This is a genomic window from Streptomyces sp. NBC_01296 (assembly GCF_035984415.1).
Classification (GTDB): domain Bacteria; phylum Actinomycetota; class Actinomycetes; order Streptomycetales; family Streptomycetaceae; genus Streptomyces.
The window spans coordinates 317,721-334,643 of record NZ_CP130720.1 but is presented as its reverse complement, the minus strand read 5'-3'; the positions used below and the strand labels follow the sequence as shown (position 1 = coordinate 334,643).

Annotated in this window: 18 protein-coding genes and 5 pseudogenes; 9 read left to right on the top strand and 14 right to left on the bottom strand. The window is 70.3% G+C overall.

Annotated features, from left to right (window positions below):
- The first annotated feature begins 153 nt into the window (after positions 1-153).
- Positions 154-363: a hypothetical protein gene (locus OG299_RS01635; protein ID WP_266637645.1), complete on the top strand. Its 210-nt coding sequence runs from the start codon at positions 154-156 to the stop codon at positions 361-363.
- 79 nt (positions 364-442) lie between these two features.
- Here the strand turns inward: OG299_RS01635 and OG299_RS01630 are convergent, their stop codons facing one another.
- The 4 genes and pseudogenes from OG299_RS01630 to OG299_RS42600 all read right to left on the bottom strand — a co-directional run bounded on the left by OG299_RS01630 (position 443) and on the right by OG299_RS42600 (position 1,975).
- Entirely contained in the window at positions 443-670 is a 228-nt protein-coding gene (locus OG299_RS01630) for a hypothetical protein (RefSeq protein WP_266637643.1), read from the bottom strand.
- A gap of 23 nt (positions 671-693) precedes the next feature.
- Positions 694-801, bottom strand: coding sequence for a DUF6233 domain-containing protein (locus OG299_RS01625; RefSeq protein ID WP_327360136.1), 108 nt, complete (start codon positions 799-801; stop codon positions 694-696).
- A gap of 219 nt (positions 802-1,020) precedes the next feature.
- Positions 1,021-1,125 (bottom strand): annotated as a pseudogene (locus OG299_RS42605) (glutaredoxin domain-containing protein); the annotation flags it as partial.
- A 358-nt stretch (positions 1,126-1,483) separates the two neighbouring features.
- Positions 1,484-1,975, bottom strand: coding sequence for an IS3 family transposase (locus OG299_RS42600; protein WP_442817471.1), 492 nt, complete (start codon positions 1,973-1,975; stop codon positions 1,484-1,486).
- Positions 1,976-2,091: 116 nt separating this feature from the next.
- Here OG299_RS42600 and OG299_RS01615 point away from each other — a divergent pair, with 116 nt between their 5' ends.
- Positions 2,092-2,580 (top strand): carboxymuconolactone decarboxylase family protein, encoded by a 489-nt coding sequence (locus OG299_RS01615; RefSeq protein WP_266637635.1) that lies wholly within the window; start codon positions 2,092-2,094, stop codon positions 2,578-2,580.
- Between the two features lie 23 nt (positions 2,581-2,603).
- On the opposite strand, the gene OG299_RS01610 is transcribed toward OG299_RS01615, so the two are convergent.
- Both OG299_RS01610 and OG299_RS01605 read right to left on the bottom strand, forming a co-directional pair.
- Positions 2,604-3,299, bottom strand: a complete 696-nt coding sequence (locus OG299_RS01610) for a pyridoxamine 5'-phosphate oxidase family protein (protein WP_266637633.1) — start codon at positions 3,297-3,299, stop codon at positions 2,604-2,606.
- A gap of 35 nt (positions 3,300-3,334) precedes the next feature.
- Positions 3,335-4,576, bottom strand: coding sequence for a globin domain-containing protein (locus OG299_RS01605; RefSeq protein WP_327360135.1), 1,242 nt, complete (start codon positions 4,574-4,576; stop codon positions 3,335-3,337).
- Between the two features lie 256 nt (positions 4,577-4,832).
- Between OG299_RS01605 and OG299_RS42595 the strand changes: the two are divergent.
- Positions 4,833-5,495: pseudogene (locus tag OG299_RS42595) on the top strand (hypothetical protein); the annotation flags it as partial.
- Between the two features lie 51 nt (positions 5,496-5,546).
- Here OG299_RS42595 and OG299_RS01600 read toward each other — a convergent pair.
- Positions 5,547-6,170: pseudogene (locus OG299_RS01600) on the bottom strand (IS110 family transposase); the annotation flags it as partial.
- Between the two features lie 228 nt (positions 6,171-6,398).
- Here OG299_RS01600 and OG299_RS01595 point away from each other — a divergent pair.
- Positions 6,399-6,779 (top strand): annotated as a pseudogene (locus OG299_RS01595) (transposase); the annotation flags it as partial.
- 316 nt (positions 6,780-7,095) lie between these two features.
- On the opposite strand, the gene OG299_RS01590 reads toward OG299_RS01595, so the two are convergent.
- Positions 7,096-7,824 (bottom strand): VOC family protein, encoded by a 729-nt coding sequence (locus OG299_RS01590; RefSeq protein WP_327364432.1) that lies wholly within the window; start codon positions 7,822-7,824, stop codon positions 7,096-7,098.
- A 227-nt stretch (positions 7,825-8,051) separates the two neighbouring features.
- On the opposite strand from OG299_RS01590, the gene OG299_RS01585 reads away from it, so the two are divergent.
- From OG299_RS01585 to OG299_RS01570, 4 genes are all read left to right on the top strand, one after another.
- On the top strand, positions 8,052-8,282 hold the full coding sequence (locus OG299_RS01585) for a DUF6479 family protein (RefSeq protein ID WP_266637628.1): 231 nt from the start codon (positions 8,052-8,054) through the stop codon (positions 8,280-8,282).
- A 233-nt stretch (positions 8,283-8,515) separates the two neighbouring features.
- Positions 8,516-9,172, top strand: coding sequence for a HemK2/MTQ2 family protein methyltransferase (locus OG299_RS01580; protein WP_266637663.1), 657 nt, complete (start codon positions 8,516-8,518; stop codon positions 9,170-9,172).
- Positions 9,156-9,413, top strand: coding sequence for a CDGSH iron-sulfur domain-containing protein (locus OG299_RS01575; protein ID WP_327360134.1), 258 nt, complete (start codon positions 9,156-9,158; stop codon positions 9,411-9,413). Before OG299_RS01580 ends, OG299_RS01575 begins: the two co-directional genes overlap by 17 nt.
- A complete protein-coding gene (locus OG299_RS01570) occupies positions 9,413-10,441 on the top strand; it encodes an iron-containing redox enzyme family protein (RefSeq protein ID WP_266637626.1) in 1,029 nt (342 codons plus the stop codon). The genes OG299_RS01575 and OG299_RS01570 overlap by 1 nt, the downstream gene beginning before the upstream one ends.
- 53 nt (positions 10,442-10,494) lie before the next feature.
- On the opposite strand, the gene OG299_RS01565 is transcribed toward OG299_RS01570, so the two are convergent.
- Both OG299_RS01565 and OG299_RS01560 read right to left on the bottom strand, forming a co-directional pair.
- Positions 10,495-11,076, bottom strand: a complete 582-nt coding sequence (locus tag OG299_RS01565) for a DUF2231 domain-containing protein (protein ID WP_266637624.1) — start codon at positions 11,074-11,076, stop codon at positions 10,495-10,497.
- A 326-nt stretch (positions 11,077-11,402) separates the two neighbouring features.
- The gene (locus OG299_RS01560) at positions 11,403-11,615 is read right to left on the bottom strand and encodes a hypothetical protein (protein ID WP_327360133.1); all 213 of its coding nucleotides are present in this window, start codon (positions 11,613-11,615) and stop codon (positions 11,403-11,405) included.
- 309 nt (positions 11,616-11,924) lie between these two features.
- On the opposite strand from OG299_RS01560, the pseudogene OG299_RS01555 reads away from it, so the two are divergent.
- Positions 11,925-12,047: pseudogene (locus tag OG299_RS01555) on the top strand (IS5-like element ISNeu3 family transposase); the annotation flags it as partial.
- 172 nt (positions 12,048-12,219) lie between these two features.
- Here the strand turns inward: OG299_RS01555 and OG299_RS01550 are convergent.
- From OG299_RS01550 to OG299_RS01535, 4 genes are all read right to left on the bottom strand, one after another.
- A complete protein-coding gene (locus OG299_RS01550) occupies positions 12,220-13,908 on the bottom strand; it encodes an SWIM zinc finger family protein (RefSeq protein ID WP_327360132.1) in 1,689 nt (562 codons plus the stop codon).
- Positions 13,909-14,002: 94 nt separating this feature from the next.
- Complete coding sequence (locus tag OG299_RS01545) at positions 14,003-15,208, bottom strand: cytochrome P450 (RefSeq protein ID WP_327360131.1); 1,206 nt, start codon at positions 15,206-15,208, stop codon at positions 14,003-14,005.
- Positions 15,208-15,771, bottom strand: a complete 564-nt coding sequence (locus OG299_RS01540) for a cupin domain-containing protein (RefSeq protein ID WP_266637616.1) — start codon at positions 15,769-15,771, stop codon at positions 15,208-15,210. The genes OG299_RS01545 and OG299_RS01540 overlap by 1 nt, the downstream gene beginning before the upstream one ends.
- Before the next feature lie 20 nt (positions 15,772-15,791).
- Positions 15,792-16,844, bottom strand: a complete 1,053-nt coding sequence (locus OG299_RS01535) for a type III polyketide synthase (RefSeq protein WP_327360130.1) — start codon at positions 16,842-16,844, stop codon at positions 15,792-15,794.
- Positions 16,845-16,923 lie beyond the last annotated feature (79 nt).

The window sequence follows — 16,923 nt, the reverse complement described above, 5'->3', positions numbered from 1 at the left end:
GCCCGAACCCCGGAATGTTTACTCCTCGCCGGTCTCGAAGGGTGAAGAGGCGGTTTTCCGGCGTGGTGCCGTTCCTCTGCTGAGCAGGGTTGGCGCTCCGCCTGGCAGGAAAGAACTCGGCTGCATCGGTGGATCTTGGCTGGAGGAGGAAACGTGGTCTGGACGTGGCGGTTCGAGAAGGTCGACGGTACGGAGACGGCGCCGGCGGTTGAGCCGGAGGAGTTCACTACGCAGGGGGATGCCGAGGCGTGGATCGGTGAGGTGTGGAAGGACCTTCTCGACGGTGGCGCGGAGCAGGTGACGCTGTTCGAGGACGACACCCAGATCTACGTGATGAGCCTGCGTTCGGCAGCCGAGGCCTAGATCCTCGAGGCAGACGCCGCTGACCAGCACGGCAGCGCCGGACGACACCCTCGCCGGGTGGCGGCCGGCACTGCCGCGCTCATTCCGCGCCGAGGTCCGGGATCCAGACGGCCGGCCCGCCGCCGCGCCACTCGATCAGCAGCGCATCGTCCAGGTGGACGTCGTCGGGGTCCAGGCCGACCCGCCGCAGGAACTCGAGCAGGTCGTCGGGGCCCAGGGCGCGGCCGAGGATCTCTCCGTCGCAGCGGACGCGGCGCCCGCCCTGGGCGTCCGGCGGGTAGACGATCACGCGTACGGCGGGGCTCATCCCTCCACCCTGCCCCGCCGTGGTCACTCGAGCACGCCGGGGGCGGCATCGGGCCGGCAGGGCGGGCAGCCGGGTACTCCCTGGGCCAGGGTTCGGCGCGCCTCTTCGCTGCTGATAGGTGGGCAGCGCATTCGTGCATCCCGGCAGGCCCCGGCGTGGACGCGGACCGGCAGTCGGCCCCCCGCCGATGCCGCACTCGATCAGCCATGCGGGAGGCTCGGGCAGAGGCCGCCGACGCGCGGCGAGGGCCTCCCGCTCCTCCGCGGCGCTCGGTGCGCACTCGACCTGACCCCGCTCGGCCCGCAGGTACGTGATCACGGTTCGCATGCAGATGGGGGTGCTGCGGCGGATCATGTGGATGAGGTCATGTGTCCGCGCAGCCATTCGGGATCGGGGTTGACGTGAGGCCGCCCTGCCACCACGACGGTTGGCACGGTCTCGTCGCCGGCGCCTGCGGTGGCTTGCTTGCGGATTACCTTGCCACGGCCGAGGGCACTGCAGACGCGGCTTCCGCCGGCACGTTGACCGTGGCCGGAAGTGCCTCGGCCATCCGCATGACACTCGCTCCGCAGGTCTTCGACGGGATGATCCCCAGCGGCCTTGTCCGCGCGGGTTTCTCTCACCCGGCCATCTCCGATTCCGCCGTGATCTCCGCCCCGACCCTGGAGCAGGACCAGTTCCTCTGGGGCATGATCCGGTTCGAGTCCCCATGGGGTCCGACGCTCGCCACGGCGGGATGCAGCGGGGCCACGACCCGAGTCACAGAGCTGACCGGCGGCATCACGCACGGAGGCGTTGGCTACCAGTACAGCCTCACCCGCCCGCGAGCTTGAATGTGAGAGTCCTGCTGTCCCGGCAGAGTCGCGGCCAGATGGTGCCCGCCGCCGACGGGCAGGTAGGTGATGCCGCCGACGCATACGGACGCCCCCCGAGTCCGATGGTCCGCATGATCCTCGCGACGCGCTTGTGGTTGATCCGTTCGCCCTCGTTTCGGAGCTCGGCCGTGATCCTGGGGGCGCAGTAGGTCCCGTCGGGCGAACGGCAGGATTCCCGTTGGACCTTGCGTATCCGGGCAACGAGTCCGGCCTCGGCGGCCGTCCGCGCGGCCGGGGAGCGGCGCCGCAGAAGCTCGAGCGGGCAGTCCCAAGGATGTCGCAGAGCCGCTTCACGCCGAACCGGCGCCGGTGATCCCCAATGAACTGGCAGCGGTTCACCAGTGCGTCTCCCCTGCGAGCCAGGCCCATCGACGGTGATGGGTGCAAGACGCTGGCAGTGGGTGAATGGGGTGCGCTGATGACCTCGCACCTCGCACCTCGGACCTTGCGCAGGAAGAAATCTTTCCCGATTCCTGTCACATCTGCGTGAGCCCGTCCGTCAGTGCTGTGAAGACGCCAACCTGGCCGATGTGAAGGAGAGCAGCCATGACGAACCCCTCGATCTCCCGGATGTCCGACCCGGGCGAGTTCGTGCCCGAGCTGAAGGACATCAGCGCCGCCCTGTTCCGGGCCACGGGCAACCGTTCGGTACCGCGCACCACGATGAGCCTGGTCCACCTGCGTGCCGGGCAGATCGTCGGCAACACCTACCTGACCGTCTTGAACACCGGCTTCCTGCGCAAGGCCGGGGAATCGGAGGAGCGCATCACCGCCGTCTCCTCCTGGCAGGATGCCCCGTACTTCACCGACTCCGAGCGCGCCGCGCTCGCCCTGGTGGAGGCCACCCTCCAGCCCGCCCCGCACGGCAAGGAGCGCGTCTCCGACGAGCTGTACGCCGAGGTGGCGAAGCACTACGACGAGAAGGCGCTGGCCACCCTCACCATTGCGATCGGTCAGATCAGCTTCTTCATCGCTCTGGCGGTCATCGGCAAGCCGCAGCCGGTCAGCTCCCTTGCGGATCAGCAGTGGGACTGACCTGAGCCGGCCGCGGGCGGCCGTCAGACGCGACCGCTGCCTCCCGGTTGAGGTGCTGCGCCGGGCGATGTCCTGGAAGCGGTCCCTTGGTGGTCCGTGGTCGATAGGCACGCGTTCCCTCGCGGCGTACCGAGTCCGGTGAAATAGTTCGAGTCTTTGGGACGCGCGGTGTCATGGCTGGTGGGCCGGGGCGCCGCCGCGAGGTGGGGTATGTACTTGGAGCAGTGGATGTAAGCCTCTTCGACGCTCAGATGAACCCACAACTCAGGACTGCGCCCAGGCGCGAGGTCGGTGGGCAGGCCGGGGTGGAAGGAGCGCAGCCCGGTGTCGGTGTAGAGGCGTGCCACGCCGTTGACGTGAAGTCCGACGCGGTGGTGGGTGAAGTCCACGAACAGCATGCCGAGGTGGGGGTTCTCCGTCATGTTGCCTGCGCTGGCGAGCACGCCGTTCCCGCGGAATTCGGGGTAGGCGAGCGTGTGTTCGTCGATGACGTGGACGAATCCCGGCGGTCCGGCACGGAAGCTGGCGTCGCACTCTCCGCGGGCGTCTGCGGTGGCTAGGAAGACCATGGTCTGGCGGCCTATGAAGTCCCGCATCTCGGGTGTGAGGCGGGGGCGCACTTGCTGGTCGTAGAACCGGGCGGCGCGCTCGGCCGTGCCCAGTTGCTGCTGCAGCCGGTGTTCACCTGTTGATCCGTAGGGCGGTCGGGGCAAGGTCACGGGTGTTCTCCTGACAGGACGAGCAGGCGCTTGACTCAGGGAAGCGACAGGACGGGTGTCTCGAACGGATCGTGATGGATGCGGTCGGGCGGAGTGCCGCCGTGCGTCAGCGTTTCGGTGGCGGCGATGACCATCTGGGCCGGGCCGCTGAGATAGACGTCGTGCTGGTACCACGGTCCGTACTCGGTCAGGACGTCCGGCAGGGACCCCCGGATTCCGGGGATGTACTCGTCGGAGACCGCGCCCCTGATGGTCAGCCAGTGGTGCCGCTGGGACATCCGGAGCATGTCGTCGACCCCGTACAACTCGGCGCCGGTGCGGGCGCCGAGGAAGAGGTCCACTTGGTGGCGCTCGCCGCGGCGGGCGACCTCTTCGACGAGTGCGCGGATCGGGGCGAGGCCGGTGCCGCCGGCCACGCAGAGGAGGTCGGTATGGACGGCGGCCTCCAGCACCATGTCTCCCATCGGGTGCCCCAGGTGGACCACGTCGCCCACCGCAGCCCGGTGCACCAGCGCGTTGCTGACCGTGCCGCCGGTCACCGCACGCACGTGGAAGGTGAGGGAGCCGTCGTCACGGGGTGCGTTGGCGGGGGAGTAGTAGCGCCATTGCTTCGGCCACCATGGCGTCTCGACGCTCACGTACTGTCCGGCGGCGTACGCGTAGGGCAGATGGGGGCGTACGGTGATCTCCGCGATGCCATGGCCTCGCGAGACGCGGTGCACCACCGTGGCGGGCCACACGGCGGGCCGTACCGCCTCGTCCTCCTCGGCCGCACTGATCATGACCCCGGCGACGGCGCCGTACGCTTTGGTCCAGGCAGCGGCGATGTCCGCGGTCCACGCGGGACCGGCGTAACGGGCGAGCGAGGCGAGGAGGCACTCGCCCACGGCCGGGAAGTGTTCGCTGAGCGTGCCGAACTTGCGGTGATCGCGCCCGAGGTGGCAACAGAAGCGAACCAGGCTCTCGGGGTCGTCGACCAGGTCCACGATGCGCAGCAGCGAGCGGAGCAGGCGGCCGCGCTGGGCGTCCATTCCCGGCGGGAACATCGGACGGACCTCGGGGTAGCGGGCGAAGAGGATCGCGTAGAAGTAGACCGTCATCTCTGCGGCGAGTGGCTCTACCACGGAGACGGAGGCGCGTATGAGGTCTATCTCGTGGGCCGACAAGGGTGCTTCGACGCCCTGGGGCCGGGCGGTGTGCACGGCCGGGGTGGGTGGCGGATCCTCGGGAGGCAGGGGTGCGGAAGCGCTGCTCGAACGATTGATCCGGAATTTCAAGGGGCCAGCGCTCCTCCGCCGGTTATTCGCAGTAGCTGCCCTCCGGTGGACCGTGGGGCGGCATGGTGCAGGGGACCGGGTCCCTGATGGGCGTCGCGGGCGGCGCCCTCGCTGAATCGTCGTCTCAGGACAGCGGCGATCGGGGCTTCGAATCTGGCGATCATGAGTCCTCGTCTGGGGTCGGGCGCGTCGAAACGGATCAAGCGGTTCCGGACGCTACATGACCGTGTGGGTGACTCAGAAGTAGCAAAGGGCTATGGGCGGCATGTATCGATTTCGCCCATGTCGGCAATATTGGGCGGGGGTTTATGAACCTTCGTTGCATTGGTCCCGGAGTCCGAGTGCAGTAACGGAGCTCAGTCGGTCTACGGCAACCGGTGCGAGGCGTCGATACGGACCGCCGCCCTCCATGACGGCGCTACGACACCGCGACGCAGCCCCGCGCCGAAGCGGCCGGCGCTCCTGCCTCGCGACACCGGCGTGGCAGTCCACGGGGCTGCTCCACGGGCGCGGCGGGCATGCGCGCCGAGGTTCAGGACCCCATCTCGCACTGCCGAACCGGGCTCGGCGGCAGGCGGTCAGGGGTGGCGCGGACGATGCCGCGGGTCTTGGCCGGATGTCGGCGTTCGGTTTGAGCGTGTGGATCATCGGCCGTCACTCTCCCGCTAGTTGCTCAAGTCAACCAATGGGGATCGGTATGGACGGCTCCACCGAACACTTCCCCAGCCACGTGGAAGAGATTCTTGACGCACTGGAAAAGGAACCGGGCCGTGAGGCCCTGGTGCACGGGAGCCGGCGCGTGAGCGCGGGTGAACTGCGCGCCCTCGTCTACGGCATGGCCCGCGCGCTGCGCTCCCAGGGGCTGCGGCGTGGGCAGACGGTCACCCTTCTCTCCGGCAACCTTCCCGAGACGATCGCGGCCCGCTACGCCGAAGGGATGTTATGCGCTGATTATTCCGGATTGGACATGAGCATGACGGACCTCAAGTTTGGCCAGCCACTTCGTCAGCCGCGCGGTGCCGGCGCGGCGGACCGAGCCCGGGGTCTGGTAGCCCGTGAGGAGCTTGAGCGGTCCCGTATTGGTCATGTCCAGAGCCCTCTCCAGGGCCGGGAACATGCTCAGCAGGTTGCCGCGCAGCCGGTTCACCGCGCGGGTGCGGTCCTCGACCAGGTCACCGCGGCGGCCGGTCAGCAGCTTGAGCTCGATGGCGATTTCGTCGCCGGGGCGGATGGGTCGCAGGTCGCGGCGCATCCTGGCCTGGTCGGCGAGGACGTAGGCGTCGCGGGCGTCGGTCTTCCCCTCACCTCGGTAACCGTCGGATGCCCGGTTCACCAAGCGGCCGGGGATGTAGAGGACTTCCTGAGCATGGTTGATCAGCAGGGCCAGCAGCAGCGCGGGCTCCCCTCCGGTCATGTCGATGGCCCAGGTCACCTGCTCGCCATCGGCCAGGTCCAGGACGTCCCCGATCAGCTTCAGCAGCTCGGGCTCGTCGTTGGCGACCCGCCGCGACAGCAGTGTCTTTCCGCTGGCGTCCAATGCGAGGCCGTGGTGGTGGCCCTTGCCGCTGTCGATCCCCGCCCACATCCGACTCATCGCGCTCCTGACATGCTCGTTCGTACAATTCGCACCACGGACGACTTCGCCGGCATTGCTCTACTCAGCGACTTGTTCGCACTTCCTAATCGGCGGCCGAGTCGTCGTGGGGAGCCGGGCGGCCAAGCATGTGGAGCCACAAGCCGGCAGCGCACCGAGAGCCACACCCACCTCCCCTGGGTGCCGCAACCCTACGAATGGCTGGGGCCTCCCAGGAAGAAGGTAGAGCGCACCGACCTGGTCGCCGACGCCCTGCGGATGGCCGCCCGCACCCGCGGCTCGCTGGCCGGAGCGGTGTTCCACTCCGATCACGGAGCCCAATACGGATCAAGGGCCTACGCCGGCCTCTGCGACCAGCTCAAGGCCACTCGGTCGATGGGCGCGGTCGGCACCAGCGCCGACAACGCCGCCTGCGAAAGCTTCCACGCCTCCCTGAAACGCGAGACCCTCCAAGGCGCCCATGATTACGGCGACGCCACCACCTGCAGGAGAACGGTCTTCGTCTGGCTGACCCGCTACAACACCCGCCGTCGGCACTCCACCAACGGCCAGCTCAGCCCCGACGCCTACGAGCGCCGACACAACGCTAGACTCACGCTCGCCGCGTGACCAATAACCGCGTGCCCACCATCACGGGGGAAGGCCCGCCTTCTTGGCGCTGCTAGCCGTGTCCCAGGTGGGTGGGACGCACGCCTGGAGGGCCTGGTCAATCTCCCACCACCCCGACGAGGAGGAGCGGACGGGCCTGCGCTCGTCGGGCACGTTCTCCTTGGCGTCGTTGAGGGGCCCGATACCGGCGGGTCGCTGGGCGGCCCCTCGGGTGTGTCGGCCGGGTCGACGGGACGCGCAAGACCGTGCGGCCTCCGCGCCGCCGTCGGCATCTTCACCACATGGCCGTGGGCGTCCGCCCCCGTGACCGGCGCGGTCATTCCGGCGGGGCGAGAACGGTGAACAGGGCGCCCTCCGGGTCGCTGAGCGCGACCGATCGGCCGGCGTCGGAGGCTTCTACGGGGGACAGGGCCTTCCCGCCACAGCCGGTGGCCGCCTCCACGGCGGCTTCCAGGTCGGGTACCCGGAAGTGGACGTGCCAGCGTGGACGGACCTGCGGGTCGGGGCTCTCGTCCACCGCACCGCCGCTGATCTGCGCGACGACGTCGTTGCCGTGACGCAGGACCACCCTGTCCTGCTCATAGGCCACCACGCAGGACGCCGGGGGTTCGCCGGCCCAGTCCAGGACCTCCGCGTAGAAGATGGCGGCCGCGAAAGCGTCGCGCGTGCGGAGTTCCAGCCAGGCGGGGGCAGTGCCGCGGCCCACTCTCCAGCCCCGCATGACGTCGCCCTGCCAGAGTCCGAAGACCGCCCCGGCGGGGTCCGCGGCCAGGGCGGCACGGCCGGTACCGAAGGACAGCGGGCCCACCGCCACGGTGGCGCCGCGCTCACGGATGCGTGCGACGGTCACATCGGCGTCGGCGACGGCGAAGTACGCCGTCCAGGCCACGGGCAGCGACAGGCCCTCGCCGAGCGCCCTGATCCCGGCGACCGGAGCGCCGTCGCGGAACGCGACGGAGAGCCCTTCGCCCAGCCGGGTCCGGTGGAACGTCCAGCCCAGCACGGCACCGTAGAAGCGTTGCGCGGAGTCGGGGTCCCGGGTCAGCAGGTTCACCCAGCAGGGTGCCCCGAGCACTTCGTGGCTTGACGTGGACACAGCTTCCCGCCTCATCTGCTGCTCGCCTGGTACGGACACCTTCACTGCAGGGTTGCCGGGGGCCACGGCCGCGAGGCGAGGCACCCGCCCACACCCTGCGCCGGCCGGATCCCTGCCGCCGTGCGTCCGGGACGGCCGCCCCCCGTAAGTCTGCCGATCGCGGGTAGGCGTCCGTCATGATTCCCACCGAAATCCTCGCGGCCGAAGGACAGGGGCCACTCTTCCTCATCCTCGCCGGAGTGGCCGTGGTCTGCCTCCTGATCGGCGCCTTCTGGTACGGCAGCCGACGCAGTGCGCGGCGCAGGGCCCCGGCCCGGCCGGCTGAGCAGAACCCAGTGGCGCAGCGGCGCCAGGGCTCCTGGCGGACGCCTGACGACGACGCGGGCGGGCAGGGGCCGCGCCTGTGAGCCCGAGGTGAGCGGGGTGCGGCTCCTGACCCGGCGATCGAGGAACAGATGTCGAGGAGCAGAGACCGACCCGACCGGGCCTCCGTCTGTTCCTCTGAATGCGAGGTCATTCCGGATGGCAGGGAGATTGCAGGGCAGGGGCCCTGTGTCGCCCATGACCGCGGCCCCCTGTGCGGGCCGCATGAGACTTCGGAGGCCGGCAAGTGTCCAGTACGACCATTACCTCGGGAGGGATTTCCGCCGGGCTCTTGGCCCTTCCGGGCGTATACCGTCCGCAGGCGGACACCCGGTTCCTTGCCGAAGCGCTTTTGTGTGAAGACCTCGGGCCCGGTACGGACGCCCTGGAGATCGGGACCGGCACGGGCGCCCTGGCCCTGCACGCCGCGGGCCGGGGCGCCCGGGTCACCGCGGTCGACGTCTCCTGGCTCGCCGTGGTCACGGCACGCTTGAACGCCCTGCGGCGGCGGCTGCCGCTGCGGGTGCTGCACGGCGACTTCGCTGCGCGCACCGTCGGCCGCCGCTTCGACCTGATCCTCGCCAACCCTCCCTACGTACCGTCCCCGCGGGCCCGGCTGCCGTCGCACGGGCCGGAGCGCGCCTGGGACGCCGGCCTCGACGGGCGCACGGTCATCGACAGGATCTGCTCGTCGGCCCCTGCCCTGTTGCGCCCGGGGGGCGTCCTGCTGATGGTGCACTCGCACATGTGCGGGGCGCAGGCCACCGTGCAGCGGCTGGCGCGCCTCGGGCTGGCAGCCCAGGTGACCGCGAGGGCCTGCGTGGCGTGGGGCCCGGTCCTGCGTTCGCGGCGTGCCTGGCTGGAGCGCCAGGGCCTGGCGGCCGAGGCCGAGGAGAGTGAAGAGCTGGTGATCATCCGTGCCCAGTACCTCTGACAGAACCCCGTGCCGGGTTTTCACCGCGCCGCCCGCACGCCGGGTGTCCGTGGACCCGCAGGGCCCCGTCCTCGTCGAGGGGCCGGTCGAGATCGTCCTCGACGACGGGACCGTCGCCCGGTCGGACCGGTTCATGGTCGCCGTGTGCACCTGCCGCCGCAGCCGCACGTACCCCTGGTGCGACACCAGCCACCGCCCCCGCCGGCGAGCCGCTTCGCCGCCCGAGGACAGGAACCCGTGATGACCCCTCCCGGCCCGAGCACGACGGCGACGGCGACCGGCCCCCGCCTGGTGGAGGGGCGGGGCGCGCTGTCCGATGCCGTAACGCAGGCTCTGCGATCGGGCGGCTCGCCGGTCTACGCCCCGGCGTCCGTCCTGAAATGCGACCCGTGGGGTGAGGACCTCCAGCTCTCCCTCTACCTGTTGTACGAACTGCACTACCGTGGCTTCGACGGCGTGGAGGACGCACGGGAATGGGACCCGGACCTGCTGCGGTTGCGCCAGGACATGGAAGTCCGCTTCCTGCACGCCCTGCGCACCGAGCTGTCCGACGGGCCCCGATCGGTCGAGGACGCCTTCGCCCCGCTCCTCGTCGAGCCCGTGGACCTCTCCGACAGCCTCAGCCACCGCCTGGAAAGCGACGGTCAGCTGTGGCAGTTGCGCGAGTACGCGGCCCTGCGCTCGCTCTACCACCTCAAGGAGGCGGACCCGCACGCCTGGGTCATCCCCCGGCTCACCGGTCGTGCCAAGGCCGCGATGGTGGCCATCGAGTACGACGAGTTCGGCGCCGGCCGCGCCGACCGCATCCACGCGGGTCTCTTCGCGGACCTCATGACCGACCTTGACCTGGATCCGGCCTACGGCCGCTACCTCGACCAGGCCCCGGCGGCCCTGCTCGCCACGGTGAACCTGATGTCCCTCTTCGGGCTCCACCGCGCGCTGCGCGGCGCCCTCGTCGGGCACTTCGCGTGCGTCGAGGTCACCTCGTCGCCCGGCTCCCGCCGCATGGCCAACGCCATGCGGCGCTGCGCTGCGGGTCCTGCCGCCGAGCACTTCTACGCCGAGCACGTGGAGGCCGACGCCGTGCACGAGCAGCTCGTACGCCACGAGGTCATCGGCGGCCTCCTCGCCGACGAGCCCGGCCTGGAGGCCGACGTGGCCTTCGGCTGTGCGGCGACCGTTCTGCTGGAGGACCGCCTCGCGGCGCACCTGCGCGGGGCCTGGGACCACGGGCGCAGCGCGTTGCGCACGGCCCTGCCGGAGCCGTGAGGGGCGGGCCAGGAGGGCACACTGCGCGCATCGAGCCCGAGCCCGCCCGAGCCCTACGTTGCGTCATGCGGTCCTACGGCCTGCCGATAGGCCACGTGTCCGCCCAGCGCACCACTGACGGCGACCGCCGTCAGCCCGCCCCATGACCACAGCATGCCCTTCGCTGCGCGGCCGCGGAGCCGGGCCGTCAGGGAGACGGTGTAGCAGGCCACCGCAGCCACGTTGGAGACCGCGTGGGCCAGCCCGACCCGGGCCTGCTCGGGCGGCAGGTCCGCCCAGTCCGCCCAGCCGGCGACCGCTGCCGGGGCGACCCCGGCCAGCCCGACGGCGGTGAGGGTCGTGGCCGCGTGCCGTGCGCCCGGTACGACGTCCAGTACCGCGGCCGACAGCCAGCAGCCGATCGGTACCTGGACCAGCACGGGATGCACGGGGTGGCCCAGCGGCCTGCCGCGCAACAGATCACGCATCCCGCCCAGGGGGAGCGAGCGGATGCCGCGCTGGAGGAATCCGATCGCCGGATCGGCCACCGTTGTGCGTTCGAGCCGGTCCAGGGCCGTCAGCCACCGTGCGGATGCAGTGTCGAGTGCTGCGGTGTGCCCGGCCGTCGTCGAGGTGCCGAGGGTGTGTGCGTTCATACCCGACGCCTACCCGGCATCCGGCCGCCATCCCAGCATGGCCTCGACTGCACCCGAACGGCCTGCCCGCCAGCGGGGGAGTCGTGGCCGGGCGCGTTCACGGGTTTCACCCGCAGGCGTCTTCCGGGTGCGAACACGACTTGGCGCCGGGCCTGGCTTGCAAGTCGGCCGGCGGCGGGGCCACCTGCCCAGGCCCGGTACCCTCCCAGGGCACGCGTCAGCGCACCGCCTGCGCTCGGCGCTGCGCGGATCGGGGTCGCCCGCGGAGGATCGCTGATGTCAGCGGGACCGCGTCTCGGCGGCCGCTGACACCGCTGCTGGTGCCGTCAGGGGACGCAGGGCCAGTGCCGCGACGTCGTCACGGGTATCCGGGTCCGCCGGCCGATGGCGCACAGGGAGTCCAGGGCGAGCCCGTCGTAGTCGGTCAGCGGCATTCCGGCGTACACGATGAGCCCGAGATCCGCGAGCGACGGGGGTGGTACGGACCGGTCGTCGGCGCGGGCGTCGGGCACGACCAGGGGCTGCCCTGAGGCCGTCACGTACCGGCAGGGCGCAGGCGACAGCGGCAGTGCAGTGCCCGGCTCTCCGCCCAGGGATCCGGCAGACCGACCGGTCCGGGCAGGAGCTCCTGGTCGTCTCCGGCCAGCGAAACGAAGGCCACTGGTCCGTTGAGCAGTCGTGAACCCAGCCGGGCGAACCGATCCATCCCGTTAGTAATCAGCGGTCTGCCGATGCCTCCGGCACTCGGCGACACCACCTTTTCGATCATCTCGACTGGGGGCTCAAGTCATACCGGGGCCGAAGGCCGGGAGCCTCATTGCGAGGCCACGAAGAAGGTAACGGGGCTCCGCAGCCCGGCCCTCGGCCGGTCCCGCGGCGGGCTGACCAGCAAGATCCACCTGGCCTGCGACGGAGCCGGCCGACCGCTGGCCTTCGTCCTGACCGGCGGGAACACCAACGACTGCACCCAGTTCACCGCCGTCATGGACGCCCCCGCCCGGCCGGCAGGGCAACACTCAGCAGGACTCGGAGGGCTGTGACCGCCGTCCCCGTCGGGGATGAAGGGTTTTCTGCCATGGGTGACGCGCGGTGGAAGCCGACGCCAGAGGTGGGCCAGGGCTCAGACACGGCGCCCGGCACCGCTCACAGTCCGTGCTGGTCAAGCGTCGCCATCAGCTTCCGCTTGCGCTTCTGGTCGGCGCGCAGGGCGGCCAGATAGGTGGCGAACTCGGATTCGGTGCCCAGCGTGCGGTGGCAGGCGCGGGCGCTGAGCAGCAGCTGGGCCATGCGTTCGTACGTGCGGTCACCGGTCGCCTTGCGCAGTGGCTCGATCCAGCGCAGGTAGACGGTCAGCGCGTCGGCCGGTTGCTTGTCGCGGATCCGGTCGGCCAGGGCCAGCCACTGCTGCTGGTCCGCGTATCCGTCGGCGGCGGCCTGCCAGGCGGCCTCGAGGTCGGCGTCGTCCATGAGCGCGTCGACCAGCACCGAACCGCCGTACCAACGGCCCTTCACCGGCCGGTCGGAGGCCTTCAGTACCTCCAGGGCGCCCGCGCGCTCAGTGCCCTCCCAGCTCCCGGCCGTACGGGCCGCGGTACGAAGATGCCGGTAGGCGACAAGGGAGGGACGGGCCCGCAGCACATCCCGGGCGATCGTGACCACATCGGCCAAGCGGCCGGCCCGTGCGTAGCGATCACAGACGAAGGCGACCAGCTCGTCATCCGGCCCCCAGTCGGACTCGGCCTCCCGTAGCCCGCGTTCGGCCCACTCAAGGGCCTCGGCCGTACGGCCCGCCCCCTCCAGCTCCCGGGCGATCACCAGGTGGGTGTGGCCGTTCGGGGCGAGGTCCGCCGCGTGGACGGCGACCAGCGCGTCCACGCTGCCACCGTCCGCCTTCAGGAGCCGCTCCATCAGGTACTTCTCGGTCCACGCCTTGGGGTTGATCCGCCAGGCGGCCACCACCATTTCGCGCGCCCGGGTCATGCCCGGCTCACCCAGGGCCTCGCGGTAGTCGAAGAGGTCGATGTCCGTGATGTCGTTCTCTTCATCCAGGAGGTGGTGCACTAGCCACTCGGCAGTCTCCACCGGGTCGGGGCGGGCGGACAGGCAGGCCTCCAGGTGGGCCTCGGCCAGGCGGGTGGCGACGTTCCCGACCAGGCCGTCCGAGTCGTCGATCTCCCCGTATATACGGCCCAGAGCCCGGAGGGCCTCGCGGGCCACCTCCACCGCGTCGGCGGCCCGCCCGCCCGCCGTCAGCGCCCGTAGGGCGGTGACCGCCTCCGCCGCCTGCTGCCCGTAGGCGCGGGCGTCGGCGTACTCGACGTAGCCGTAGCGGGCGAAGGAACGGGTGTCGAGGAGGCCCAGGATGCGCTCCCGGACGAAGGCGGTGTCCTCCCCAGCGGCGGCCGCGCGCAGCTCGAGTCGGCGGCGCAGGCCACGGTCGCCGGCGAGCTGTTCCCTTACCAGAGCGGCCAGTTCCTCGCGGGTTCGGGACTCCAGCCAGTCGTCCAGGAGGCGGGTGCGCGAGGCGGCGGCCGACCGCTGCTGCGGCACCGATTCGGCCTGTCCCAGGACGGTCAGGCCCACCGCCACGCAGTGCTTGCAGAAGTTGCCCTCCTGCCCGTACGGGCAGTCGCACCAGCCGCCGAGTCGGCCTTCCTCGTCCTCGGTCAGCTCGACCTCGTACGCGTCGCTGCCGTCCACGGTTGCGGTGATCGTCTCGACCCCGATCTCCAGCCGGGACACCGCCGACAGATAGCCGACCCCGCGCTCGAAGGAGAGCGCCCCCGCCAGCCGGCGCAGGTCTTCCTCGGTGAAACCCAGAGCATGCGTCACGGCATCCATTCAACCGGACGCGAACTCTCAGTACTGGACGTTGAGGACAACACCATCCGTGCATCGCCCGGGTCGCAAGGGGTGCCGGCCGGGTTCACCACGTGACCGGTAGGGCTACGGGGCCTCGGATGAGGACGTCCTTCTGCCACACGACTTCGCCGGGATCGATGGCAAGGCGCAGGCCGGGGAGGCGTGTGATCAGAGTGGTCAGGAGCAGTTCGGCCTCCATGCGTGCCAGCAATGGTGCCAGGCAGTGGTGGGGGCCGTATCCGAACGCGAGGTGGGGCGGGCCTTTGCGGTCGATGTCGATCCGGTGCGGCGCGGGGTAGCACCGCTCGTCCCAGTTCGCTGCCACGTAGGAGACATAGACGGCCTCGCCGCGGCGGATGAGGACGCCGCCCACCTCGACGTCCTCGGTGGCGATGCGGGCTTGTCCCACGCCGTGTTTGTGCGGGATCCAGCGCAGTAGCTCCTCCACGGCCGCCGGTACGGCTTGCGGGTCGGACCCGAGCCGGCTCATCAGGCTGTCGTGGGCAAGCAGGAGGTAGACCATGTTGGAGGTGTGGTTGCGTACCGCGTGCCAGCCGTTGATTCCCATCAGCGTGGCCAGGGCGAGGAGTTCTTCTTCCTCGATCCTGCCGCTCTCGACTGCGGCTCCCAGTTCGCTGATGAGGTCGTCCTGCGGCCGGCGCCGGCGTTCGCGGGCCAATTCGCGGAAGGAGGCGCGGACTTCTTCCTTGGCCTGCCGGGCGCGCTCGACGCCCGCTTCGTCTTTCGCCCGGGTCAAGATGGTGTCCGCCCACGTGCGCAGGCACGGCCGGTCGGCCTCCGGGACACCTAGCAGAGCTCCGATGACATGCATGGGGAAGGGGGAGGTCACGTGCTGGACCAAGTCGGCGGGGGGGCCGGATGTGACCATGGCGTCGATGTGCTCGTCGAGTACGGCTTGGATGCGGGGGCGCAGGGCTGCCATGCCGAAGCGGTTGAACGCCGAGGAGACCACAGAGCGGATGCGGGTGTGGTCGGGCGGGTCGACGAAGCTGACCGCGCGGTCCAGTGGGACGAGGTATCTGTTCATGCTGGGCAGCGGTCGGCCGACGATGTCGCGACTGAACCGGGGGTCGGAGGTGACGAACCGGACGGCGTCGTGCCGTGTCGCCAGCCAGCACTCGCCGGGGGCTCCGTGCGGCAGCCGGATCCGGATGACCGGTGCGGCCTGCGCGGCCTCGCGCAGAAACGGGTCGAAGTCGAGCGCAGCCAAGTCCGACGCCTCGTACAAGGGGGCGGTTGTGTCGTGCACTACGGGTGCCTCGCCGGCTGGTCATGGCGCAGCGGCGTGAGCTGCTCGATGTCGTAGCGGCGGCGCAGCGCCGCGATGGCACCGTGGTCCACGGGCCCGTCGGCGGACAGGATGTCCAGGAGTTCCTCGAAATAGCGTTCGTGGTCCGGGGGTGGGGACGACTGGAAGAACATCCGGGCCGGGACTTCGCCGGGGTTGGCGAAGGCGTGCGGGCAGCCGGGCGGGACCACGATGACCGTGCCGGGAGTGGCGCGGACCACACGTTCCCCGGTCGGGGACCGCCATCCCCGCCAACCGTCCGGGGTGCGCACGCGCGGCTCGAAGGCGAGGACATCGAGTTCGCCCTCAAGAACGTAGAACAGTTCCTCGCTGCGCGCGTGGACGTGCGCGCCGACGTCGAAGCCCGGTGGCACGAGCACCTCGAAACTCGATGCGATGCGCGACTGCGCGCCGGTCACCTTGAACGTTACGTGCTGGGCGGCGGCACGAAGAGTACGGCCTTCGCCGGGCGGCACGATCAGACCGCTGTCCGGTGGGGCGGCGGTGTGGGAGTACCCGGTCATCGGCTTTCCTTCCGTAAGGGTCACGGCGTACGGCTCCAGCGGCCAAGCGCCATCTCGGCCGTGATGCCCGGGCCGAACCCGGCCAGGAGGCCGCGCGCCTGGTCGGCGGCGCCACCCTCGTCGAACAGCCGGCGTAGCGCGTCCAGTACGACGGCGCTCGCGATGTTCCCGTACTCGGTGAGCGTGGCCCGGCTGTGGCGGAACGCCTCCGGCTTGACGTGGAGGAAGGTGCCCAGGTCCTCGAGGATCCGCGGCCCACCGGCATGCACGATGTAGAAGTCGAGGTCCGAGGCGTCCCAGCCGTGCCCGTCGGCGAGGCTGCGCAGCGCGGGGGCGAGCGGTTCCATGGTGCCCGGCACGCGCTTGTCCAGCAGGAAGTGGAAGCCGGTGGCCCGTACGTCGTACGCGATCCAGTCCTCCGTCCCCGGAACGAGGTAGGAGCCGTTGCGCTCCAGGCTGATGCCGTGACCACCGGTTCCGCGGACGACCGCGGCGGCCACGCCGTCACCGAACAGACCGTTGGACAGCAGCGATCCGATGCCGATGTCGGTGGGTTGGTAGCACAGTGAGCAGAACTCGCATGCCACGATCAGGGCGTTCGCCCCCGGATAGGCCGTGCAGAAGTCGTGCGCCCGGTTGATCGCAGCCCCACCCGCCGCGCAGCCCAGTTGAGCGATCGGTAACTGTCTTGTGTTGGAGGGGAATCCCATCGTGTTGATGAGCCAGGCCGTGAGCGAAGGCATCATGAAGCCGGTGCAGGACACGTAGATGATCACGTCGATCTCCGCGGCCCGCAGCTCGCCGTCCTCCAGCGCGCGCCTAACGACCAGCGGTACGCGGGCCTTCGCCTCGGCCGCATACAGCCTGTTGCGCTCCTCGAAGCCCGGGTGCGCGAGCGTCTCACCGATCGGCTGCACGAGGTGCCGGGTTCGCACCCCGGTGTTCTCGATCAGGCGTAATGCGAGGCCGAGTTGGGGATGGCCGGCATGACGAGAGCGGGCGAGCTCGAGCGTCTCCTCCATGGTGATGACGTACTCCGGAACCGACACGGCCGGCCGACACAAGGTCGCCATGCAACATCCCTACCCCACTGGCACGAGAGTGCCTCCGTTGACCCGGATGCGTCCTTAACGATCACGATCCGCCCAGGTC